The 21,740-nt window shown below is 34.6% G+C and carries 23 protein-coding genes and 2 pseudogenes; 9 read left to right on the forward strand and 16 right to left on the reverse strand.

Annotated elements, in window-relative coordinates; translation table 11 throughout:
* Positions 1-81: 81 nt before the first annotated feature.
* Positions 82-1,260: an acyl-CoA dehydrogenase family protein gene (locus AC3IS6_RS06440; protein WP_489164166.1), complete on the reverse strand. Its 1,179-nt coding sequence runs from the start codon at positions 1,258-1,260 to the stop codon at positions 82-84.
* Positions 1,261-2,250: 990 nt separating this feature from the next.
* Between AC3IS6_RS06440 and AC3IS6_RS06445 the strand changes: the two are divergent.
* Both AC3IS6_RS06445 and AC3IS6_RS06450 read left to right on the forward strand, forming a co-directional pair.
* A pseudogene (locus tag AC3IS6_RS06445) lies at positions 2,251-2,340 on the forward strand (hypothetical protein); the annotation flags it as partial.
* A 588-nt stretch (positions 2,341-2,928) separates the two neighbouring features.
* Positions 2,929-3,171 (forward strand): annotated as a pseudogene (locus tag AC3IS6_RS06450) (helix-turn-helix domain-containing protein); the annotation flags it as partial.
* A 17-nt stretch (positions 3,172-3,188) separates the two neighbouring features.
* On the opposite strand, the gene AC3IS6_RS06455 reads toward AC3IS6_RS06450, so the two are convergent.
* The 6 genes from AC3IS6_RS06455 to AC3IS6_RS06480 are packed head-to-tail and all read right to left on the reverse strand — an operon-like array spanning position 3,189 to position 4,144.
* On the reverse strand, positions 3,189-3,323 hold the full coding sequence (locus AC3IS6_RS06455) for an rSAM-modified peptide (RefSeq protein WP_489164167.1): 135 nt from the start codon (positions 3,321-3,323) through the stop codon (positions 3,189-3,191).
* 3 nt (positions 3,324-3,326) lie between these two features.
* Positions 3,327-3,464: a TIGR04149 family rSAM-modified RiPP gene (locus tag AC3IS6_RS06460; RefSeq protein ID WP_489164168.1), complete on the reverse strand. Its 138-nt coding sequence runs from the start codon at positions 3,462-3,464 to the stop codon at positions 3,327-3,329.
* Positions 3,465-3,484: 20 nt separating this feature from the next.
* Positions 3,485-3,646, reverse strand: a complete 162-nt coding sequence (locus AC3IS6_RS06465; RefSeq protein ID WP_489164169.1) for an rSAM-modified peptide — start codon at positions 3,644-3,646, stop codon at positions 3,485-3,487.
* Between the two features lie 19 nt (positions 3,647-3,665).
* Entirely contained in the window at positions 3,666-3,827 is a 162-nt protein-coding gene (locus tag AC3IS6_RS06470; protein ID WP_489164170.1) for an rSAM-modified peptide, read from the reverse strand.
* Between the two features lie 20 nt (positions 3,828-3,847).
* The gene (locus AC3IS6_RS06475; RefSeq protein WP_489164171.1) at positions 3,848-3,988 is read right to left on the reverse strand and encodes an rSAM-modified peptide; all 141 of its coding nucleotides are present in this window, start codon (positions 3,986-3,988) and stop codon (positions 3,848-3,850) included.
* Positions 3,989-4,006: 18 nt separating this feature from the next.
* Positions 4,007-4,144, reverse strand: a complete 138-nt coding sequence (locus tag AC3IS6_RS06480; RefSeq protein ID WP_173965288.1) for an rSAM-modified peptide — start codon at positions 4,142-4,144, stop codon at positions 4,007-4,009.
* Positions 4,145-4,404: 260 nt separating this feature from the next.
* Between AC3IS6_RS06480 and AC3IS6_RS06485 the strand changes: the two genes are divergently transcribed.
* The gene (locus tag AC3IS6_RS06485) at positions 4,405-5,967 is read left to right on the forward strand and encodes a vitamin K epoxide reductase family protein (RefSeq protein WP_173965287.1); all 1,563 of its coding nucleotides are present in this window, start codon (positions 4,405-4,407) and stop codon (positions 5,965-5,967) included.
* A gap of 117 nt (positions 5,968-6,084) precedes the next feature.
* Here AC3IS6_RS06485 and AC3IS6_RS06490 read toward each other — a convergent pair whose 3' ends face one another.
* Positions 6,085-6,357, reverse strand: coding sequence for a hypothetical protein (locus tag AC3IS6_RS06490; RefSeq protein ID WP_489164172.1), 273 nt, complete (start codon positions 6,355-6,357; stop codon positions 6,085-6,087).
* A gap of 767 nt (positions 6,358-7,124) precedes the next feature.
* Here AC3IS6_RS06490 and AC3IS6_RS06495 point away from each other — a divergent pair.
* From AC3IS6_RS06495 to AC3IS6_RS06505, 3 genes are read left to right on the forward strand one after another with little or no spacing between them, the layout of a single operon-like run.
* The gene (locus AC3IS6_RS06495) at positions 7,125-9,317 is read left to right on the forward strand and encodes a peptidase domain-containing ABC transporter (protein ID WP_489164173.1); all 2,193 of its coding nucleotides are present in this window, start codon (positions 7,125-7,127) and stop codon (positions 9,315-9,317) included.
* Positions 9,318-9,320: 3 nt separating this feature from the next.
* A complete protein-coding gene (locus AC3IS6_RS06500) occupies positions 9,321-10,613 on the forward strand; it encodes an HlyD family secretion protein (protein WP_489164174.1) in 1,293 nt (430 codons plus the stop codon).
* A gap of 23 nt (positions 10,614-10,636) precedes the next feature.
* Entirely contained in the window at positions 10,637-11,896 is a 1,260-nt protein-coding gene (locus AC3IS6_RS06505) for a carboxypeptidase-like regulatory domain-containing protein (protein WP_489164175.1), read from the forward strand.
* A 1-nt stretch (position 11,897) separates the two neighbouring features.
* Here the strand turns inward: AC3IS6_RS06505 and AC3IS6_RS06510 are convergent, their stop codons facing one another.
* The 4 genes from AC3IS6_RS06510 to AC3IS6_RS06525 form a co-directional block, all read right to left on the reverse strand.
* Positions 11,898-12,605 carry a tRNA1(Val) (adenine(37)-N6)-methyltransferase gene (locus tag AC3IS6_RS06510; protein ID WP_489164176.1) on the reverse strand — a complete coding sequence of 236 codons (708 nt, stop codon included), beginning with the start codon at positions 12,603-12,605 and terminating at the stop codon, positions 11,898-11,900.
* A 141-nt stretch (positions 12,606-12,746) separates the two neighbouring features.
* Positions 12,747-13,097: a four helix bundle protein gene (locus tag AC3IS6_RS06515; RefSeq protein ID WP_489164177.1), complete on the reverse strand. Its 351-nt coding sequence runs from the start codon at positions 13,095-13,097 to the stop codon at positions 12,747-12,749.
* 159 nt (positions 13,098-13,256) lie between these two features.
* On the reverse strand, positions 13,257-13,781 hold the full coding sequence (rimM, locus tag AC3IS6_RS06520; RefSeq protein WP_202702131.1) for a ribosome maturation factor RimM: 525 nt from the start codon (positions 13,779-13,781) through the stop codon (positions 13,257-13,259).
* Positions 13,782-13,796: 15 nt separating this feature from the next.
* On the reverse strand, positions 13,797-14,369 hold the full coding sequence (locus AC3IS6_RS06525) for a 30S ribosomal protein S16 (protein WP_173964860.1): 573 nt from the start codon (positions 14,367-14,369) through the stop codon (positions 13,797-13,799).
* 197 nt (positions 14,370-14,566) lie between these two features.
* Between AC3IS6_RS06525 and AC3IS6_RS06530 the strand changes: the two genes are divergently transcribed.
* Positions 14,567-15,049 carry a DUF6252 domain-containing protein gene (locus tag AC3IS6_RS06530; protein ID WP_489164178.1) on the forward strand — a complete coding sequence of 161 codons (483 nt, stop codon included), beginning with the start codon at positions 14,567-14,569 and terminating at the stop codon, positions 15,047-15,049.
* Between the two features lie 134 nt (positions 15,050-15,183).
* Positions 15,184-15,543, forward strand: a complete 360-nt coding sequence (gene rbp / locus AC3IS6_RS06535; protein ID WP_026982652.1) for an RNA-binding regulator — start codon at positions 15,184-15,186, stop codon at positions 15,541-15,543.
* Positions 15,544-15,661: 118 nt separating this feature from the next.
* On the opposite strand, the gene leuB is transcribed toward rbp, so the two are convergent.
* From leuB to leuC, 4 genes are all read right to left on the reverse strand, one after another.
* Positions 15,662-16,723 carry a 3-isopropylmalate dehydrogenase gene (leuB, locus tag AC3IS6_RS06540; protein ID WP_489164179.1) on the reverse strand — a complete coding sequence of 354 codons (1,062 nt, stop codon included), beginning with the start codon at positions 16,721-16,723 and terminating at the stop codon, positions 15,662-15,664.
* 172 nt (positions 16,724-16,895) lie between these two features.
* Complete coding sequence (locus AC3IS6_RS06545) at positions 16,896-18,416, reverse strand: alpha-isopropylmalate synthase regulatory domain-containing protein (RefSeq protein ID WP_489164180.1); 1,521 nt, start codon at positions 18,414-18,416, stop codon at positions 16,896-16,898.
* A gap of 121 nt (positions 18,417-18,537) precedes the next feature.
* Positions 18,538-19,134 carry a 3-isopropylmalate dehydratase small subunit gene (leuD, locus tag AC3IS6_RS06550; protein WP_489164181.1) on the reverse strand — a complete coding sequence of 199 codons (597 nt, stop codon included), beginning with the start codon at positions 19,132-19,134 and terminating at the stop codon, positions 18,538-18,540.
* Positions 19,135-19,288: 154 nt separating this feature from the next.
* The gene (gene leuC / locus AC3IS6_RS06555; protein WP_489164182.1) at positions 19,289-20,683 is read right to left on the reverse strand and encodes a 3-isopropylmalate dehydratase large subunit; all 1,395 of its coding nucleotides are present in this window, start codon (positions 20,681-20,683) and stop codon (positions 19,289-19,291) included.
* A gap of 605 nt (positions 20,684-21,288) precedes the next feature.
* Between leuC and AC3IS6_RS06560 the strand changes: the two genes are divergently transcribed.
* A complete protein-coding gene (locus AC3IS6_RS06560) occupies positions 21,289-21,708 on the forward strand; it encodes a DUF417 family protein (RefSeq protein WP_489164183.1) in 420 nt (139 codons plus the stop codon).
* Positions 21,709-21,740: the final 32 nt, after the last annotated feature.

Below are 21,740 nucleotides of genomic sequence, written 5' to 3' on the forward strand. Positions count from 1 at the left end.
ATTTTTTCTGCAAATATAAAAAGCTTCCCGTTAAGAAGAAGCTTTTTGTATTGGTTTTGTATATATTTTAATAGTTGTTTATTATTTAAATGCTGGAATTCCAGTTACATCCATACCTGTTATTAAGAGGTGAATGTCGTGAGTTCCTTCATAAGTAATAACACTTTCGAGATTCATCATGTGACGCATAATCGAGTATTCTCCCGTAATACCCATTCCGCCCAACATTTGTCTTGCTTCACGTGCAATATGTATTGCCATATCGACATTATTACGTTTGGCCATCGAGATTTGTGAAGTTGTAGCTTTTCCTTCGTTACGTAAAACACCTAAACGCCAGGTTAATAATTGTGCTTTTGTGATTTCGGTAATCATTTCGGCTAATTTTTTCTGTTGTAATTGCGTTCCTCCAATTGGTTTTCCAAATTGAATTCTTTCTTTAGCATAACGCAAAGCGGTATCGTAACAATCCATTGCTGCTCCAATTGCTCCCCAAGCGATTCCGTATCGTGCTGAATCTAAGCATCCAAGAGGTGCGCCAAGGCCGGACTTATTAGGTAGTAGATTCTCTTTAGGTACCTTTACATTGTCAAAGATTAATTCTCCGGTTGAAGAGGCACGAAGTGACCATTTATTATGTGTTTCAGGAGTTGTAAAACCTTCCATTCCGCGTTCAACGATAAGACCGTGAATTCTTCCTTCTTCATTTTTTGCCCAAACTACGGCAATATCTGCGAAAGGAGCGTTTGAAATCCACATTTTAGCACCATTTAAAAGATAGTGATCTCCCATATCTTTAAAATTAGTGATCATACTTCCGGGGTCAGAACCGTGATCCGGTTCAGTTAAACCAAAGCATCCCATGAATTCTCCTGTAGCCAGTTTTGGTAAGTATTTCATTCGCTGCTCTTCGTTTCCATACTTCCAAATAGGATACATTACTAACGAAGACTGTACAGATGAAGTAGATCGAACACCTGAGTCTCCACGTTCTATTTCCTGCATAATCAAACCATAAGAAATTTGATCCAGACCTGCACCTCCGTATTCTACCGGAATATAAGGTCCGAAACCGCCAATTTCTCCGAGTCCTTTTATAATTTGTGTTGGAAATTCTGCTTTTTGGGCATATTCTTCTATAATAGGAGAAACTTCTCTCTTGACCCAGGCTCGTGCTGATTCTCGAACTAATTTGTGTTCGTCTGTCAATAAGTCATCTAGGTTATAATAATCTGGGGCTTGAAATAGGTCTGGTTTCATTTTTGATAGTTTTATAATACAAATCTACGCAATAAAAATATAACAAAATACCGTTAAATTGTTATATTTTTATAAATACTAGAGAAGAAAAATAGTATAAACACGAATTAATTTTAGTTTATTGAAAATTTATAAGCTATTTTTGAGATTCCAAAAACAAAATGAATGAGGCTGATCATCTCTTTTATACTCTTTTTTGTTCTAAATATTGCTGTTTCTCAAGAGAAAAGGGTTTTTACAGAACAAGAGTACTTAATCTTGCAAGACAAAATTCGACTAACGGCAAATGCCAATGTTGACAGTGCGATCGTATACGCCAATCAGCTGGCGAGATCCAATAATAATAAGCATTTGGCTTTTGCAAATGCGGCATTGTCTTATTTGAGTCAGTTAAAAGGAAATACCGCAAAATCTAAAGAGAAATATCAGTTAGCATTAAGATTCTTAGATAAAATCCCGGATGGTCAGGAAAAAATACAGCTTAGGTCCTATTTGTACAATTATGCCGGACTATCAGAATGGAAAAGAGAGAACTATAGCGACGCAATCGAAAATTATCAGCAAGGCATAAGGCTTTCTATAAAAATTGATGATATTATTCAAATTGTAAAGTTTAAGAGTAATATCGCGTCTATAAATGTTGCTGTAGGTAATTATCGTTTGGCGATTAAGGATTTGAGGAGTCTTAATGAATTTGTTGATAAGAATCAAAGTGTTTATAACAAGCAGCAATATCTAAATAATAAGAGTAACATTAATCTTAGCTTAGCAGGATCATATGAAAGCTTTTATATGAAAGATCCTAAAAAGAAGGTTTTACTTGATTCTGCCAAATATTTTTATCAAAAAACGATTAGTTATTCTCAGAATTTCCCCGATAATAAAATTGTAGCAAAATTAAGTTTAGGGAACATTTACAGTGAACTAAAAGAGTATCAAAATGCTGAGAAAACCTATTATGATATAATTTTTCTGGCCAATCAAAACAGTATGCAGGATATTTTATGTACTACTAATTATAATTTGGGGGACTTGTATTATAATATCAAGAAGTATGATAAAGCACTGGTGTTCTTTAAAAAATCAGACTCGATTGGCGATATAACTAAAACGAATCAGGTTGACAATCTGAAGTCCAATTACTATCAGGCAAAAATTTACAACATACGTAAAGAGCCTGAACTTGCTTACAAACATTCAAAAATTTACCTGGATAATTATGAAAAATCGGAATCAAAATTAAATGATGAGGTTTTAGAGGTAAATTATAAACTTGGAGTAGGAGATCTGACCAACGAGATGATTACCATTCAGGAGAAATATAAGTATGATGTTTTTCTAAACAAAGCTCTGAAAGTATTTTATGTTGTTTTGTTTATAGGGATTGTCTTTTTGCTGATAAAAAACATACGGGATAAGAATAAAGCACATAAAAAAATGAATGCTTTAATAGAAGAATTCAAAGCTAACTTAGAGAAGAAAAATGAACCGGAACCAGAACGGGAGACTGTTCTTGAGTCTGAAGAAGTACAACTTAAGAAAGAGAATGTCAATTTAAGTATTGATGAGGCAAAAGAAAACAAAATCGTAGAAAAATTGTTGGCCTTAGAAAGTAAACAGGAATATTTACATGCCGATTTTACTTTACCTTATGTGGCTAAGAAGATAAAAACCAATACCACTTATTTATCTTATGTTGTAAACAAACGATTTGGTAAGTCTTTTGGAGAATACTCAAATGAGTTGAAAATTAATTACGTTATTAATGAAATGATTACGAATCATATGTACCGCAAGTATTCAACTCAGGCAATTGCAGAAAGTGTAGGTTTTAAAAACGCAGTGTCTTTTGCTAAATCATTTCGCAAAAGAACTGGAGTGTCTCCAGCTCAGTTTGCGAACAATATCTAGAAAACAATTTGTTTTAATCAAGGATTTTCAGCGTTACTCCCTTTTCCGTTTCCTCTGATGGTGTCACCATCACCTCCAAAAATTGTTTGTTGCTCTTTTCTTGATAATTTTTCGTTTCCAAAATTTTCGAATGCTGTTTTTTTAGTTTTCATTTTTTAAATATTTATTGGTTGTGTAGATCCTTTTCCATTTCCTCTGATTGTGTCACCGTCACCTCCGTGAATAGTTTTTTGTTCTTTTTCTGAAAGTTCAGTGCTTGTAAAATCGTCTAAATTTAATTTTTTGTTTTTCATTTTTACTAGATTCTTAAAGGTTAATTAGATCCTTTACCATTTCCTCTAATTGTATCACCAGCAATACCAGTAATTATGTCTTCGGCAATATTAGGTTCATCCCCTCCTTGAACAGTTTTTTGTTCTTTTTTTGAAAGTGTATTGTTCTTGAAATCTTGGATGTTTAATTTTTTATTTTCCATTTTTTTAGATTTTTAATGATTAATTGGACCCTTTACCATTTCCTCTGATTGTGTCCCCAGGAATACCGGCAATTATTTCACCGGGAATATTAGGTTCATCCCCTCCATGAACAGTTTTCTGTTCTTTTTTTGAAAGTATATTGTTTTTGAAAGCTTCGATATTTAATTTTTTAATTTCCATTTTTATGAGATTTTTAATGATTAATTAGATCCTTTACCATTTCCTCTGATTGTGTCACCAGGAGTACAAGATTCGTCTTCTCCTCCTCTAACAGTTTTTTGTTCTTTTTTTGAAAGGGTGTTATTTGTAAAATCTTCGATATTTAATTTTTTATTTTCCATTTTGTTAGATTTAATTTATTAATTAGACCCTTTTCCATTCCCTCTAATTGTGTCACTAAGAACATTAGATTCGTCTCCTCCCTGAATAGTTTTTTGCTCTTTATTGGATAGTTTTTCTAATTGAAAATCTTCGAATTTTTGTGCTTGATTTGTCATGATTGTTTGTATTAGGATTATTGATATATCAAAACTAGACAAAAAGGAAAACGCTTAATCGAGAATGGGGTTTTTGGGGTTTTTGATAAAGTGTTTTTTGTTTAATGCATTGATAATAAAGGTTTTGACTGGTTTATTCAGACTGATATAATTTATAAATTGTATGTAGTATAATTAATAAAATGTGTACTACTAGCGTTTTTTTCTCAATAAAAACAACAATATTTGCAGTGTAATTATGATTTTAAAGACTCGAAAAGATGTTAAAACTTGTCCAAAAATTTCTACAAATAAACAAGTACTCGGAGATTAAAAATGAGTTTAAAGATTTGTTTCTTTCTCATCCAAATTATCCTAGTTTATTTGCGATAACAGATTCTCTGGATTTACTGTCTGTAGAGAATGCTGCGATAAGAGTTCCGAAAGAGCAAATAGTAGATTTGCCTTCAAATTTTTTGGCTTATTTCAAAGAAGAGTTAATATTGGTTGAAAAGGCAAAAAATTTTGTTCGTATCAATACAGTGAAAAAAGGAAGTCATAAAATGGCGTATGAAAAGTTTTTATTAGACTGGAATGGAGTTATCGTTGCAATCGAACCAAACAATGTTGTTGCAAAAGAAAATTTAAAAGTTGAATTCAGTTGGTTGAAATATGGCTTGCCGCTTTTATTGCTAGTTGGCTTGTCATTTTTTTATAATACTTACAGTTTATTTAGTGTCGTTTTTTTAGTGACATCAATTTTAGGGTTTATTGTAAGCGTTTTTATTGTTCAGGAAAAATTAGGATTCAAGAATAGTGTTGTCTCGAAACTTTGCAATTTGAGCTCAAACTCTTCCTGTAGTTCTGTTCTCAATAACAAAGAAGGAAATGAAAGTAAATGGATTAGCTTTCCAGACTTGCCATTAATGTTCTTTGGAGCCAGCTTGATTGCAATTTTGGTTAAACCAGTAGAGTCATCAATTTTTGTTGGTTTTTTAAGCTTACTGGCTATACCGGTTATAGTATCCTCGATTTGGATTCAAAAATTTGAGATTCAAAGATGGTGTGTAATGTGTTTAATGGTGTCTTCTTTGATTTTTGTACAAAGTGTTATATGGTTTGCTTCAGATCTGTTTACGTTGAGTTTTAGTTTTGCTGAAATCTTTCCATTCGTGTTCTCACTGGTACTTTTAGTTCCTATCTGGATGGTTTTGAAAACAATCATAACTAATGTTTTGGGAACTGAAAATTCGCTTAAGGAGATGAAGAAGTTTAAAAGAAATTATTCTTTATTGAATTTCTTGTCTAAAAAAGTACCTCACATAAATGGACTTGACGACTTAAGAGGATTGAATTTTGGAAATAGAAATGCAGCCGTTAGATTATCAGTAATTATTAGCCCTAGTTGTGCGCATTGTCATAAAACATTTCAGGAGGCATTTGATTTAGTGTTGAGGTTTCCGGATAAAATATACCTGAATGTATTGTTCAACGTGAACCCGGAAAATATCGAGAATCCATATAAAGCGGTTGTCGAAAGACTTTTAACAATAAACAGGTCTACACCGGGAAAAACAGTTGAAGCTATCTCAGACTGGCATATTAAAAATATGAGTCTTAAAAAATGGTTGAAAAAATGGCATGTCGATTCCGTAAGTATGATGATAAGCCAGGAAATAAACAAACAATATGAATGGTGTTCTAAAAATGATTTTAATTATACACCTGTTAAAATTGTGAACGATAAAGTTTTTCCGGCAGAATACGAACTGGGCGAACTAAAGTATTTTCTGAACGATTATATTGAAGAGAAAGAAACGATTGTTTTGGAAAAAACGGCGTGATATTTAAAAAATAGTGACAACAGACAGAAACTTCAGCTGTCTTAAAATGACTGAGGTGCGAATTCAAAAACAAAAACCTTTAGTTATGTTAAAAATTATTTTAAACTTAGAAGGTGCTCAAAAGCTAAGTGCGTACGAGCAAAAAGGTATGGTGGGAGGCCAACCGATTAATTCGCCAAAGAAATGTTGTGTTTGCCCGGGTAAAGGCTCGACAACTCTTGTAGCGTGTGATTCGATTTGTTTAAATGGTACAATACCGGCAGTGCTTCCGGATTGTTTGTAGTTCTTACTTCGTTGAAGAGCGTTTGGTAATAAGGAGATAGAAACAAACTCCGGTTTATAGAATGCCTGAAATTGTAGTAAAGAAGAATAAAAAATGACGTAAGTCACTTTTGATATTAATTTTTAGCGTTTTAATAGAAGTACGAAATAGCCTTTTTTAGAATTTAGTCATGTTTTTTTTAATTTGTAGGCGCTCGATCGTGGAACATTGAGCAAATTTCCCCACATTGATGATTGGTGTAGGGATTCTTAGGAAATTGGTCACTGAGTTGATTTTAATTGGTTAGGGTTAACCAGTGCCATGTCCTAAAGAAATTGTATTTCTAATAAATATGTTTTAAATACTCTAACAGAGAAGATTAATTTCTTCTCTGTTTTTTTTTGGATTGACATTAGTATGTTCAGTTCATTTTCTGTTTCAGTATTTTAAATGTATTCGTATAACCAACGGAGGGAGTAAAAAATAGAGATCTGATTAATTGAAATGTAGAATTGATAGTTATTGATCAAGATTTAAAAAAATGGAAAAGAAAAGCTTGTAATGATTTAATTGGTTTAATATTGATTAAGGATGGTTATTCGAATAAAAAGTGAAGGAGAAAGTAACAAAATAGATCATTTTTTTATGATGCAACCGGAGCAAATGTTGTTATACTCCGATTTGTAAATTGAGAAGATAGATTGGGAGGAGTAATTTTTAGATCTGGTACGAATGATTTTACTAATCTCATCTTTTAAAGCAGATTGAGTTTTTTTAACTATAAATCAAAAGGAAAAACAATTAATTACGAATTTTTGGTGTATAAATATTATATTTTTGTAAGAGGAAGAATGACAAGGTTATTTGTGCATAAAATGATTAACTCTAAATTAAATTGAAAAAATTCACCAATTATAAGCAGGCCGATTATAAAGATTGTGGCCCAACATGTTTAAAAATAATAGCGAAACATTACGGTAAAACGATCAACATCCAGGAGTTGAGAGACATCAGCGAAACAACTCGTGAAGGAAGTAACTTGCTTTTTTTGAGTGACGCGGCAGAGAAAATTGGTTTTAGAACTTTAGGTGTAAAATTAAATCTGGAAAGATTAGAAGAGGCTCCATTGCCTTGTGTCCTGCACTGGAACAAAAATCATTATGTAGTACTCTATAAAATTAAAAAAAACACCTACTATATTTCTGATCCTGCTTTTGGTTTGATTGAATACAATAAAGAGGATTTTATTAAATTCTGGATCGGAAACAATGCAGATGAATCTACTCAGGAAGGAATAGCATTGTTGATCGAAGCGACTCCTAAATTTTTTCAATCGGATTTTGATAAAGAAGACAATCGCGGACTCGGATTTGGTTTGTTGTCACAATACGTGCTTCGGTACAAATCATTTTTAATACAGCTTAGTATAGGGTTGCTGGCAAGTACGCTACTACAGCTTATTTTTCCGTTTTTAACCCAAAGTATTGTTGATGTTGGGATCCAGAATCAGAATATTCATTTTATTTATCTGATTCTTTTTGCGCAACTATTTCTCTTTGCCGGAAGAACAGGTTTGGAGCTTATCCGAAGCTGGATATTATTGCATCTTTCGACCCGGATAAACATTTCACTAATCTCTGATTTCTTTATAAAATTAATGAATCTGCCCATCTCGTTTTTCGACGTTCGAATGACAGGGGATATTATGCAACGAATTAACGATCATCACAGGATTGAAAAAATTCTAACCACATCGTCACTAAATGTCTTGTTTTCAACAATAAATATGGTTGTTATGGGAGGCGTTTTGGCTTACTTTAACCTAAAGATCTTTTTTGTGTTTTTTGCAGGCAGCGTGCTTTATTTTGGATGGATTACTTTATTCTTAAAAAGAAGGGAAGTGCTGGATTATAAACGTTTTGCTGAAGTTTCCAGTGAGCAAAGTAAAGTGATGGAGCTTATTAATGGAATGCAGGAAATTAAGCTTCATAATGCCGAGAAACAAAAGCGCTGGGGATGGGAATATATACAGGCAAGACTTTTTAGAGTTTCGATAAAAGGCTTAGTTCTGGAGCAAACACAAACTATTGGTTCTTCGGTAATCAATGAGCTAAAAAACATATTCATTATATTTCTTTCCGCAAAATTGGTAATCGATGGGTCGATCACACTGGGAATGATGTTGGCTATTAGCTCGATAGTGGGAAGTTTAAATGGACCAATTACCCAATTGATCGAATTCGTCAGAGAACTTCAGGATGCCAAAATATCATTGGCCAGATTATCAGAAATTCATGAGAAAGAAGATGAGACGCAACAGGAAGCTTATCAAACCAGTGATGTACCTTTTAATTCAGATATCGATATTAATAATGTTTCCTATCGGTATTTAGGTTCTGATATACCAGTTCTGGAGGATTTAACGCTGAAAATTCCCGCTAACAAAGTAACGGCAATAGTAGGAGTCAGCGGAAGCGGAAAAACGACATTGATGAAGCTGCTGTTAAAATTCTATGAGCCTGAAAAAGGTGAGGTGAACATTGGAAATGCACAATTAAAAAATATCTCACAAAAGGCCTGGCGATCTAATATTGGTGCCGTCATGCAAGAAGGCTTTATTTTTAGTGACACCATCGCTAATAACATCGCAATTGGCGTTGATAAAGTTGATAAAGAAAGATTGGTCTATGCTGCTGATGTAGCAAACATAAAAGAATACATTACGGGCTTACCGCTAGGATATAATACAAAAATTGGAGGTGAAGGATTAGGAATGAGTACCGGACAAAAACAGCGTTTGTTAATTGCCAGGGCAGTTTATAAAAATCCGGAAATACTGTTTTTTGACGAAGCCACTTCGGCATTAGATGCAAACAATGAAAAAGAAATAATGCAAAAACTGGATATTTTCTTTAAGGACAAAACCGTTGTGGTTATTGCACATCGTTTAAGTACTGTTATGAATGCCGATCAAATCGTGGTTTTAGACAAAGGAAAAATCATCGAAATTGGAAGTCATTCTGTTTTGGTAGAGCAAAAAGGGAATTATTTTGAACTGGTTAAGAATCAATTGCAATTAGGAAATTAAATCATGGCAGAAGATACTACATTTGAACTAAGAAGTGAAGAAGTTCAGGACATCCTTACTAAGGTGCCACATTGGATGATTCGTTGGGGTACAGTGCTTATATTCGTTATCATTTTGATGCTTTTTTTCGTGTCCTGGTTTGTCAAATATCCTGATGTTGTTACTACTCAGATTGTAATTACAACCAATATCCCTCCGGAGAAAATAGTTTCTAAATCTTCGGGCCGTATTGAGGCGATTCTGGTAAAAGACAAATCTATTGTTTCAAAAAACAGCACACTTGCCATCATTGAAAACACGGCTAATTATAAAGATGTGTTTTTGCTGGAAAAAATTGTTGAAGACTATAATGTCAATGATCCTAAAAAAGCCTTTCCTTTTGAATTGTTAAAAAACACCCAGTTGGGAGAGATTGAAAGCGCTTTTGCTGTTTTTCAGAAAGACTATCAGGCAGAACAACTAAATAAAAATTTACAGCCTTTTGAAGTCGAAAACCGGGCTCAGGTTTCTGAAAAAGTTCAGATCAAAGACAGATTGGAAATTTTGCAGCAGCAAAAGGCAATTAACGAAAGCGAACTACAACTTCAGAAAAATGAAATTGCAAGATTCGAAACCTTATTCAATAAAGGAATCATCTCTGCACAGGAAATGGAGGCTAAAAAACTGGGATATCTCCAGGCGCAAAAAAATTATAGAACGCTTTTGTCTTCCATTTCTCAGTTAAAGTCGGCTTTAATTACCAATACTAAATTGAGTCAGAACTCACAAATCAGCGGCACTAAAGAAGAAGTTACTTTAGGGAGGAATATGGCGCAGTCTTTTTATCAGCTTAAAAAAGTAATAAAAGACTGGGAGCTGGCCTATGCTTTAAAATCATCTGTAAGCGGAGTGGTTACTTTTCTACAGGTTTGGACAGAGAACCAAACCATCAGTGTTGGTGATAATGTTTTTTCGATTATTCCCGATACTAAAAATGGTTTTGTAGGTAAGGTAAAGGCACCGGCATTAAATTCGGGAAAAATAAAAGTAGGACAAATGGTGAATATTCGATTAGCAAATTTTCCAGACAGGGAGTTTGGAGTGTTAAAAGGAAAGATTCAAAATATTTCTCTGGTTCCGGATAAAGATGGAAATTTACTATTGGACGTAGCACTTCTAAACGGATTGGAAACGTCGTATAAGAAACAAATTGTTTTTCAGCAGGAAATGAAAGGAACTGCCGAAATTGTAACCGAAGATCTGCGTTTAATCGAGAGGATTCTATATCAGTTTAAAAGTATTTTTGAGCAGGTCTAAGTTGTAACGATTAATGAAAAATAATGAAGTTAAAAATAATGATCAAACAAGTAATTGTAATAGTGTTTTTATTGTTGCAAACTGTCTTGTATGCGCAAAAAGCGAAAAATTTATATGATTCTTTTAGTATTTCTGGAACGGTTAAAGATTCAAAATCAGATGCGATAATAGTAAATGCGGATCTTTATCTTCTTAATTGTAACAAAAGCGTGGTTTCAAACTCAGAAGGGAGTTTTCAATTTAATATTTCTAAAGGAAGTTTTAATGACAAATTGATTATTTCGGCTTTAGGATATCTTTCAGATACAATCATGGTTTCTCAACTTGAAAAGTTGCAAAGCGAACAATTGCATATAAAATTAGATAGAGAGGCAAATGCTCAGGTTTCATTGAATGAGACGGTCGTTGTTTCTTCTAAAAAGAAATCCAAAACCTTATCTGCAACGACAATTTTACAAAAGGCAAAAGCAAATATTGAAAATAATTATTATCAAAAACCATTTAATCAGAAATTCTTTTTTAGGTCTCAGACCAATAAAGATGGCATTGCTGTAATAAATGAAGAGGCTTCAATTAGTACCTACAGTCCAAATGGAGTCAAAGTTTCAGATGATGCAGCAGCTAATTATTTTGGAGAAATATTGCAGTTTAGAAAAAAACTGAACGCAGAAACCATTGAAAACTGGAAAGGAATAGGGTATTTTGGAGTTGTAATTTTTAGAAACATAATGCTGAGCAATCAGAATTTGCTTTATGAAACAAAAGATTTCGAATTAAAGAAAGAAGGAACGACAACTTATGGCGGTAAAAATGTCTATGTAATAAGTTTTACAAATCTGAATCCGACGGTTTTTTCTAGCGGTTTTGGAAATCCTGCGCCAAAATCTGCAATTGGTTTTATTTATATCGAGACAGATTCTTTTGCAATTGTAAAATTTGAGCAGTATGTAGTTTTAAAGAGAGACAGATCGAATGATAACGACGATATTTGGATAGAGTCTTCATTGAAGATCACGCAAACCTATAAAAATGTAAATGGGCGCTATTTTATTAACTATTGTAATGAAAAAGTAGAAAGTAATTATTATTCATTAGGAGCTAAAAAACAAATAAGTACTGTAAATTCTAATTATGACCTAATGTCTGAAGATATTATTACAGAAAATGTATCGGTTATAAAACGTCCTATTGATCGTTTGAAATTAGATGCAAAAGTTAATGAAGATGTGGAATATTGGAAGAACAACAATTTGATTCTCGAGAGTAAAAAAGTGGAGTTTTGAACTACATCTTCAGGTAAAAGTCTTTAGTTAGTTCAATGTATTCCGGAGTATAGACATGTCTTTCGATTTCTATCGTTAATTCATTTGTCTCTGTTTCCGGGATTTCATTTCGGCTAAAAGCAATTAGGCTTCTTTTGATTTCTGAAGTTGGGGAGCCTTTTACCCTTGTGATTTTGATAGGATATAATTCTGATTCTTTGGCTAAGGCAATGAAATTTTCTTCTTCTTTGTAGGGAAGAATTACCGCAAAAATTCCGTTTTCTGAAAGCAGCAAGTCAGCAGCTTCTATTAATTCTTCAAAAGGCATTGCGTCCTGAAAACGTGCCAGATCGCGCTGTTCGTTTTCGGTTTTGTAATTTTCGGAATAAAATGGAGGATTTGAAACAATCAAATCGTATTCGTCTTCCGGTTCTTCAATAAATTCATCTAATCCGGCATGAAAACAAAATAAACGGTCTCCCCATGGCGAGTTTTCGAAATTATCAACAGCCTGTTCGTAAGCATCTTCATCAATTTCAAGCGCGTCAATTTGTTCTGCATGAGTGCGTTGTGCCAGCATCAAAGCAATAACTCCGGTTCCGGCTCCAATGTCTAAAACGCTAAACGGATTATGGCTTATTGGTGCCCAGGAGCCCAGTAAAACACCATCTGTGCCCACTTTCATAGCGGTTTTGTCTTGTAGAACTGAAAATTGTTTGAATGTAAACATATAGAGAAATTCCAATTTTTTTAAATTCCAAATTCCAACCAGATAGAAGAGAATTCCAAAGGAGAAGATCCAAATTCTAATTCTAGTTGTGTGTTGGTGGCTTATTTTTTGATGCAAAAATAAGATTAAAATCCGAATTAATTATTTTGATGTTTTAGCGATTATTGCCGATAAAATTTTTCGTAATTCGTCTATCTCAAATAATAGAGAATCTGAAGCTATTCTCTGATCAGGATTTAATTCGTGTAGTAATCTCAACCAATATTTAGATTCTTTTGCTTCTTTTCGGGAAATTTTAAGTCTGAATATTAAATCTTTCTCTCCTAGTTTTTCGTTTGCTTCAATATAATTAGCACCAACAGAACCAGATGACCTTAAGAGTTGTTTGCCGTCTTCAATATTTGATATTGTTTTTGGCAGACTTCTAATATAATTTCTGCATTCTTTTGCAAACAAAAAAGTTCTCTCTTCTAGATCGTAGGGTTTGCTCATGATATGATTTTCCTTTTTTTAATTTCAAACTCCAATTGTTAGGGTTTAAAAGTAATAAAAACAAATAAAAAATATAGGTTTTTTCTTTCAAAAAAAACAATAATCATTCCCTTCTGTCAAGTTGGAATTTGGAATTTAAAAAAATTGGAATTTCTAAATTTAAAGGTACATCTCTACCAATCCTTCAGGTAAATTCATGATGACCTTTTTGTTTTCGCGGTCTATTTTTACCAGGAATTGATCGATCATCGGAATTAACATTTCGACTTCGCCATTCAAAACTTCAAAAAGAGGTTGTGCTGTCGTGTCATTTACGGCAGCGATTTTTCCAAAAACGCCTAAACGCTGGTCTTCGATTTCAAAACCGATTACTTCATGGAAATAAAACTTGTTGCCGGAAAGTTTTGGCAACATACTTAAAGGAAGATAGATCGCATTGCCAAGTAGGGCATCTGCATCTTCTTCTGTGTTTACATCTTCAAAACGGATTCTTAAGAAATCGTTTTTGTGTAAAGAACTTGTTTCAATAAAAAAAGGAACCAAGTGTTTGTTGCATTCAACAAACACTGATTCCAGATTTTCGTATAACTCAGGTTCGTCCGTGTCTAAATAAGCCAGAACTTCACCTTTGAAACTAAATTTTTTAGCGATTTTACCTAAATAAAAACATTCTTCTTTACGCATTCTCGCTGGCTAAAATTATGCTTCAGTTGTTTCGTTATTCTCTTCAGCAGCAGGAGCTTCTTCAGCAGTAGCATCAGCTTCAACTTCAGTAACTTCTTCTTCAACTGCAGGAGTTGCAGCAGCGATAGCATCAGCTTCAGCTTGAGCTGCAGCAGCTAAACGTTTAGCGTTAACTTCTTGTTCTGCTTTTAAAGCTTTAGCTTTAACATCAGCTTGCGCTTTTGTTAAACCGTCTTTTTTAGCATCAACTTTTCCAGATTTAGCTTCTAACCAAGCAGCTAATTTAGCGTCAGCTTGCTCTTGAGTTAAAGCTCCTTTACGAATACCTCCATCAAGGTGGTGTTTCAATAAAGCACCTTTGTAAGAAAGAATTGCTCTAGCAGTATCAGTTGGTTGTGCACCATTGTGTAACCATTTAACTGCGCTATCAAGGTTTAAGTCGATAGTTGCCGGGTTTGTGTTTGGATTGTAAGTACCGATTTTCTCTAAGTATTTACCATCTCTTTTTGAGCGTGCATCTGCAGCTACAACCCAGTAAAAAGGTTTTCCTTTTTTACCGTGTCTTTGTAATCTAATTTTTACTGACATAATCGTATGATTAAATTTTGAGGTACTCGACCCCTATTAATTAAGGGCGCAAAGATATAATTTTTTTTATGAATTATACGTTCGAAATCATATTAAATACATCTCGGGTGTATTTCTAGAGCTTTTTTGTCCTTTTTGACTTCAATTTTTAAATAATTATCTTAAATGAGGTACTTTTGCCTCAAATTCACTGTGATATGAAAAAAATAATTTCTTTAGTATTGCTGCTTTTTATCGTTTCCTCTTGTTCAGAAGACGTAAAATTTAATAATCCTGCTTTTCAAAGCCTAAAAGAGAATGTATTTTGGCGTGCGACGACTTATAAAGCGACTAGTGGCGAGAATGGCAGTTTTGTTATTGAAGGTGATCTTGGATTTGAAAAAGTAGTTTTAAAAGTATCGGGCTCAACAGCACAAACTTACATTTTGGGGCGTGATAATATTACGACTGCAACTTATTTAAATATGCAAGAGTCGAAATCATCTAGGTTTTCTACAGGAACAAATAAAGGAGATGGGCAAATTGTGATTACTGAATTTAACGCAGAGAATAGAACTATTTCAGGAACTTTTAAGTTTAATGCATGGAATGAGGATGAAAAGGATACCGAAAAACCAAAAGTTAGTTTTACAGAAGGTGTTTTTTACAAAATTCCAATTTCGACAACATTTGAGAATTAGATTTTTAATTTGTGACAGTTTGGTTTTGTTGATTTCTATTTTTTTAAATCAAAATAAAAGCATAAATAAACTAATATATAGTAGATTACAGAAAAATAAGACTACATTTGCTACATTATTATAAATAAGTACATATGAACATTTTTGTTGGAAGCCTTCCATTCAGTATTGAGGAAGCAGATTTAAGAGAGTCTTTCGAGGCTTACGGAGCAGTAGATTCAGTTAAAATCATTACTGATAAATTTACAGGAAGAAGCAAAGGTTTTGGTTTTGTTGAGATGCCAAACGATGCTGAAGCTCAAAAAGCAATTGATGAATTGAACGGAGCTACTGTTCAAGGTCGTGCAATTGTAGTTAATAAATCTGAACCGAAACCTGAAGGTGAAAGAAGAAGCTTCAACAATAACAGCCGTGGTGGAGATTCACGCGGAGGTTATGGTGGAGGAAACAGCCGTGGTGGAAATGACCGTGGTGGTAACAGAGGAGGATATTAATATTTTTTTCTAAATATATAAAAGGGATCAACGCAAGTTGATCCCTTTTTTTGTTTCAAGTTTATTTTGTTTCACGTTCCAACACAACTTGAAACAAAATAGAACCTGAAATAAAATTTTATAGATTCGCTACAAGCCAATCTCCAACTTCACTGGTTTTGTATGCTTTAGCGCCTTTTGGAGCTAAATCTTCTGTAACAATTCCTTCTTCCAGAGATTTGTTTACAACTGCTCTAATCGCCTCGGCTTCATCTTTTAGTCCAAAAGCATCTTCAAACATCATGGCAGCAGATAAAATAGTGGCCAATGGGTTTGCAATATTCAATCCTGTAGCTTGTGGATAAGATCCGTGAATTGGTTCGTATAATGAAGTGTGTTCTCCAACAGAAGCAGAAGGCATTAATCCCATCGAGCCTGAAATGACAGAAGCTTCATCGGTTAAAATATCTCCAAATAAATTTTCTGTAATTAGTACATCATAGGAGTTTGGCCATTGAACCAGACGCATTGCAACAGCATCTACAAATTCGTAGGATACTGTAACCTCAGGATAATCTTTCTCCATTGCCTGAACCGTTTCTCTCCATAGGCGTGAAGTTTCCAAAACGTTTGCTTTGTCAACACAGCACAATTTTTTGCTTCGGGTCATAGCTAGTTCAAAACCTTTTTTTGCTAAACGTTGCACTTCGGCTCTAGTGTAAACACAGTTGTCAAAGGCAGTATCTCCATTGTCTGTTCTTCCTTTTTCTCCAAAGTAAATTCCGCCTGTTAACTCTCTCAGGAAAACCAGATCAGTTCCTTCGATTCTTTCTCTCTTTAAAGGAGAATTATCAATTAAAGAAGGAAAAGTAAAAGTTGGGCGTACATTGGCAAACAATCCTAGTTTTTTGCGCATCAATAACAAACCTTGCTCCGGACGAACTGGTGCGCTTGGATTATTATCATATTTTGGGTGACCAATTGCTCCAAATAAAACAGCATCGGCTTTCATGCATATTTCGTGAGTCTCATCAGGATAGGGAATCCCCACCGCATCGATTGCGCATGCTCCTGTTAAGGCTGGTGTCCATGTTATTTCGTGATTGAATTTCTTTGCAATAGCATCAGATACTTTTACGGCTTCATTTATGACCTCAGGACCAATTCCGTCTCCTGCTAAAAGGGCGATGTTTAATTTCATTCTATGTGTGTTATTAAGGTTCTAAGGTTCTGAGTTGCTAAGATTTTAAGATTTTTTTACTTAGCGCATTTAGTTACTTGACGTTGTTTTCTTTTGTTCTCAGGTTCTGAGTTACTTGGATTCTAGTTTTTTTTCTTAGTACCTTAGATTCTTAGCAACTTAGCACCTTTTATCAAGTAACTATATTCAGCATTTTTTGAGTGGCAATGATTGCTGCGACCGTTTGATCAGAATCTAGTCCTCTTGTTTTAAATTCTTTTTCGTTGTTTACCCAGGTGATAATAGTTTCGCACAAGGCATCGGAGCTACTTCCCGGAGGGATTCTTACCGCGTAGTCAATTAATTTAGGAAGTGTTAGTTTTTTACTTTTATAAATCTTAGATAAAGCATTCATAAAAGCGTCAAACTGACCGTCTCCCTGGGCGTTTTCTTCGATGATTTCATCTCCAAATTTTAAGCATAAAGTAGTGGACGGACGCATTCCTTTGGAGTGAACTAATATATAAGACTCAATTTTTATTCTTTCTTCATAGGTATGGCTGTCCAGAACATCAGAAATAATATAAGGAAGATCTTCCTTCGTTACAGTCTCTTTCTTGTCGCCTAGTTCAATGATTCTTTGTGTAACCAGCTTCAAGTCTTCCTGGTTTAATTTTAAGCCTAATTCCTGAAGATTTTTTTCGATATTGGCTTTTCCGGAAGTTTTTCCTAAAGCATATTTTCGTTTTCTTCCAAAGCGCTCCGGAAGCAAATCGTTAAAGTATAAATTGTTTTTATTGTCTCCGTCCGCATGAATTCCGGCAGTTTGGGTGAAAACATTGTCTCCAACAATTGGCTTGTTGGCAGGGATTCTGTAGCCTGTGAAAGTTTCTACCAGTTTGCTTACGGTATATAAAGAAGTTTCTTTGATGTTGATACTTACCTCGGGCAGATAGTCGTTTATCACGGCTACTGTGCTTTCAAGTGGTGCGTTTCCAGCGCGTTCCCCCATTCCGTTTACCGTTACGTGAAGTCCGTTGATACCGGCTTTTATGGCTTCCATTACATTGGCAACGCTTAAGTCGTAGTCGTTATGAGCGTGGAAATCAAAATGAATTTTAGGGTATCTGGCTCTGATTTTCGAAAGAAACTCGAAAGTCAAAGACGGAATTAATACGCCTAAAGTATCCGGAAGTAAAATTCGTTTTACAGGTTGGGTTGTCAGGAAATCCAGAAATTGAAAAACATATTCAGGAGAATTTCGCATGCCGTTGCTCCAGTCTTCTAAATACACATTGGTTTCGATATTGTTTTCTTTTGCTAACTTGATAGTGTGCGCGATTTCAGAAAAGTGCTGTTCGGGTGTTTTTTTTAATTGATGTGTGAGGTGATTTAATGAGCCTTTGGTCAATAAATTCTGGACTTTTGCACCTGCTTTTTTCATCCATTCTATCGAAACGCCGCCATCTACAAACGATAAAACTTCAATGCGATCAATGTATCCTTTTTCGGTTGCCCAGGTGGTAATGCCTTTTACGGCCTGAAATTCTCCCTCACTTACACGTGCAGAGGCAATTTCGATTCTGTCAATATTTAATTCATCCAACAATAATTGTGCAATGGTCAGTTTTTCTGCGGCAGAAAATGATACTCCCGAGGTTTGTTCACCGTCGCGGAGTGTTGTATCCATTATTTCAATTTTTCTTTTTTCCATATTGATTTTCCAAATTCCTTTATACCGGTAAATTGTTGTTGTGTTGTCTTGGTTTAAGTTATAAAGACCCGACAGATTTAAAAAAAAACCTCCCGGGCCTCAAGGGACTAGACTTGATTTTTTAATAAGGAAGTTTGTCGGCAAAAGCTACAATGTCTTCTTTGATATTTTGTAAATAATCAATGTCATCAAAACCATTGATCATGTTGTTCTTTTTGTATCCGTTAATTGCAAATGATTCTTGTTGGCCTGTTGACAATAAGGTAATCGTTTGATTTGGTAAATTGATTTCTAATTCTGTTTTAGGATCAGCTTCGATTGCTTTGAAAATGGTATCCGCAAATTCAGGACTCACCTGAACGGGTAAAACTCCAATATTCAAACAGTTTCCTTTGAAGATGTCGGCAAAGAAACTTGAAACTACAGCTCTAAAACCGTAATCGTAAACTGCCCAGGCAGCGTGCTCTCTTGAAGATCCTGAACCGAAGTTTTTTCCTCCAACCAGAATTTTTCCGCTGTAAGTTGAATCGTTTAAAACAAAATCCGTTTTTGGAGAATCATCTCCGTTATATCTCCAGTCTCTAAACAGGTTGTCTCCAAAACCTTCACGTTTAGTAGCTTTTAGGAAGCGCGCCGGAATGATTTGATCGGTATCTACATTCTCAATTGGCAGTGGCACTGCACTGCTGGTAAGTATATTAAATTTATCGTATGCCATTTTCTGGAATTTTAGATTTTAGATTTCTGGATTTTAGATTTTTTTGAAAACTTAAAACTTAGAAACTAAAAAGTTTTGTGTTAAATAATGTAAGTCAATTTTATTTGAAGAAGTTTAGATCAGCAATCTGCAATCTAAAATCTTCAATCTAAAATTAAAACAGCTCTCTCGGATCTGTTAGTTTTCCGGTAACAGCGGCTGCGGCAGCCATAATCGGACTTGCTAATAATGTTCTTGAACCGGGACCCTGACGACCTTCAAAATTTCGGTTGGAGGTGCTTACTGCATATTTTCCGGCAGGAACCTTATCATCGTTCATGGCTAAACATGCAGAACAGCCAGGCTGACGCAATACAAAACCGGCATCCGTAAGAATATCTAAAATACCTTCTTCTTTAATCTGAGCTTCAACAACGTGAGAACCGGGAACTAACCAGGCCGTAACGTTATCTGCTTTTTTTCTTCCTTTTACAATTTCGGCAAAAGCCCTAAAGTCTTCAATACGTCCGTTGGTACAGCTTCCTAAGAAAACATAATCAATTGGTTTTCCAATCATCACATCGTCTTCCTGAAAGCCCATATAAGCAAGAGATTTTTTATAGGTTTCCGCACCGCCTTCAACCTGGTTGGCGTTCGGGATATGTTTTGAGATACCAATTCCCATTCCCGGGTTAGTACCGTATGTAATCATTGGTTCGATATCTGAGGCTTTGATGTTCAATTCGACATCAAAAACAGCGTCCGGATCCGTTTTAAGTGTTTTCCAGTAGGCAACGGCTTTATCCCATGCTTCTCCTTTTGGGGCATATAATCTTCCTTCAAGGAAATCGAAAGTAGTTTGGTCCGGAGCGATCATTCCGCCTCGGGCACCCATTTCAATACTTAGGTTACAAACCGTCATGCGGCCTTCCATGGTCATATTTTCGAAAACATCTCCGGCGTATTCAACAAAATATCCCGTTCCGCCTGAAGTAGTTAACTGAGCAATAATATAAAGTGCAACATCTTTTGGGCCAACACCTTTGCTTAATTGACCGTTTACGTTGATACGCATTTTCTTTGGTTTTGGCTGCATGATACATTGAGTAGAAAGTACCATCTCAACCTCAGAAGTTCCGATCCCAAAAGCAATTGCTCCAAAAGCACCGTGAGTGGAGGTGTGTGAATCTCCGCAAACAATAGTAGCACCTGGCAAAGTAATTCCATTTTCAGGACCTACTACGTGTACAATTCCATTTTTAATATGTCCTAATCCCCAGTGTGAAATTCCGTATTCATTGGCATTGTCTTCAAGAGCCTGAAGCTGATTAGCTGATAAAGGATCCTGAACTGGTAGATGTTGGTTTATGGTTGGTGTATTGTGGTCGGCAGTTGCAAAAGTACGCTCCGGGTATAAAACAGAAACGCCTCTGGCTTTTAATCCTAAAAAAGCAACAGGACTTGTAACTTCGTGAATGAAATGGCGGTCAATAAAAAACACATCTGGTCCATCTTCAATTTTACGCACTACATGTGAATCCCATACTTTGTCAAATAATGTCTTACTCATTTTTTATTTTTTTTAATTGTAATTTCTATAATCACAGCAATTTCCTGTATTATATAATAGGAAAACAAAATTAGAAAAAGCTTCAAGGTGGTCAATTTCAATATTTCATTATATACGATACCCAAACTGAAAATACAAATTAGGATTGGCTTTAGTACGATCGGTTTTGTACGGTAAAAGGAATAAGAAATTGGTTTTGTTTTTCTTTTTTCAATTAATTTTTAACGAACTGCTTTGGTTTTTAATAGTTGATGGAATCCCCTATAAATCACTATGAAATATGATGTTTTGATTTTAAAAATGTAACAAAATCAATAAAAACGAAGGTAATTGTTGTTTTTTGATTCTTTTTTAAGTTTTTGAAGTGTCAAATACAAACATTTTTTGAGGGCGCTTAGATACGTTTAACGGGTTTGTTTGATTGTATTTTTTTAATTGAAATAATACGACATCCAAGAGCTGTATTTTTTTCTTTTTTAGAATGAAATTAAATGGAAAGGAGTAGGAATGCTTGGGAACAAATTAATAGGTAATGACGGGTATCTGACATTTGCTTTTAAAAGCAAGCGCTAATTTTGAATATTCTAATTTTTAAAAATAACATTATGAATTTAAATGAATTTGCGTACAAGCTGGGAGTTTTAGGAACTGTAATTATTTTGCTGTGGGTCGGGCTTTTTAAGTTTACAGCAGTTGAAGCCGGAGCGATAAAAGAATTGGTAGAAAATCATTTTGCTATGGGCTGGATGTACAAAGTAATGTCGGTTCAGCAAGTGTCAAATCTTATTGGAATTTTTGAAGTACTTACCGGGATTGGTTTGTTCGCTTCTTTATTTTTAAGAAGAATTGGTTTTTATGCCGGTTTTGCTTCAGCGATTATTTTTGTTACGACACTGAGTTTTTTAGTGACAACTCCAGGTGTTTTTAAAATGGTGGAAGGTTTTCCGGTTACTGATTTTTTTATTCTGAAAGACATTCCGTATTTGGCTATTTCGCTGATGGTTTTTGTAAATGGGAAAGAATAAAAAATATTGAGCGGTGTTGATAAAATCCTGCG

It is taken from the genome of Flavobacterium sp. KH_035 (assembly GCF_057839565.1).

Excerpts from the sequence above, each read along its gene's own strand:
- AC3IS6_RS06440 (WP_489164166.1), bottom strand. The coding sequence starts at position 1,260 with ATGAAACCAGACCTATTTCAAGCCCCAGATTATTATAACCTAGATGAC.
- AC3IS6_RS06455 (WP_489164167.1), bottom strand. The coding sequence starts at position 3,323 with ATGAAAACTAAAAAAACAGCATTCGAAAATTTTGGAAACGAAAAATTA.
- AC3IS6_RS06460 (WP_489164168.1), bottom strand. The coding sequence starts at position 3,464 with ATGAAAAACAAAAAATTAAATTTAGACGATTTTACAAGCACTGAACTT.
- AC3IS6_RS06465 (WP_489164169.1), bottom strand. The coding sequence starts at position 3,646 with ATGGAAAATAAAAAATTAAACATCCAAGATTTCAAGAACAATACACTT.
- AC3IS6_RS06470 (WP_489164170.1), bottom strand. The coding sequence starts at position 3,827 with ATGGAAATTAAAAAATTAAATATCGAAGCTTTCAAAAACAATATACTT.
- AC3IS6_RS06475 (WP_489164171.1), bottom strand. The coding sequence starts at position 3,988 with ATGGAAAATAAAAAATTAAATATCGAAGATTTTACAAATAACACCCTT.
- AC3IS6_RS06480 (WP_173965288.1), bottom strand. The coding sequence starts at position 4,144 with ATGACAAATCAAGCACAAAAATTCGAAGATTTTCAATTAGAAAAACTA.
- AC3IS6_RS06485 (WP_173965287.1), top strand. The coding sequence starts at position 4,405 with ATGTTAAAACTTGTCCAAAAATTTCTACAAATAAACAAGTACTCGGAG.
- AC3IS6_RS06500 (WP_489164174.1), top strand. The coding sequence starts at position 9,321 with ATGGCAGAAGATACTACATTTGAACTAAGAAGTGAAGAAGTTCAGGAC.
- AC3IS6_RS06505 (WP_489164175.1), top strand. The coding sequence starts at position 10,637 with ATGAAGTTAAAAATAATGATCAAACAAGTAATTGTAATAGTGTTTTTA.
- AC3IS6_RS06510 (WP_489164176.1), bottom strand. The coding sequence starts at position 12,605 with ATGTTTACATTCAAACAATTTTCAGTTCTACAAGACAAAACCGCTATG.
- AC3IS6_RS06515 (WP_489164177.1), bottom strand. The coding sequence starts at position 13,097 with ATGAGCAAACCCTACGATCTAGAAGAGAGAACTTTTTTGTTTGCAAAA.
- rimM (WP_202702131.1), bottom strand. The coding sequence starts at position 13,781 with ATGCGTAAAGAAGAATGTTTTTATTTAGGTAAAATCGCTAAAAAATTT.
- AC3IS6_RS06525 (WP_173964860.1), bottom strand. The coding sequence starts at position 14,369 with ATGTCAGTAAAAATTAGATTACAAAGACACGGTAAAAAAGGAAAACCT.
- AC3IS6_RS06530 (WP_489164178.1), top strand. The coding sequence starts at position 14,567 with ATGAAAAAAATAATTTCTTTAGTATTGCTGCTTTTTATCGTTTCCTCT.
- rbp (WP_026982652.1), top strand. The coding sequence starts at position 15,184 with ATGAACATTTTTGTTGGAAGCCTTCCATTCAGTATTGAGGAAGCAGAT.
- leuB (WP_489164179.1), bottom strand. The coding sequence starts at position 16,723 with ATGAAATTAAACATCGCCCTTTTAGCAGGAGACGGAATTGGTCCTGAG.
- AC3IS6_RS06545 (WP_489164180.1), bottom strand. The coding sequence starts at position 18,416 with ATGGAAAAAAGAAAAATTGAAATAATGGATACAACACTCCGCGACGGT.
- leuD (WP_489164181.1), bottom strand. The coding sequence starts at position 19,134 with ATGGCATACGATAAATTTAATATACTTACCAGCAGTGCAGTGCCACTG.
- leuC (WP_489164182.1), bottom strand. The coding sequence starts at position 20,683 with ATGAGTAAGACATTATTTGACAAAGTATGGGATTCACATGTAGTGCGT.
- AC3IS6_RS06560 (WP_489164183.1), top strand. The coding sequence starts at position 21,289 with ATGAATTTAAATGAATTTGCGTACAAGCTGGGAGTTTTAGGAACTGTA.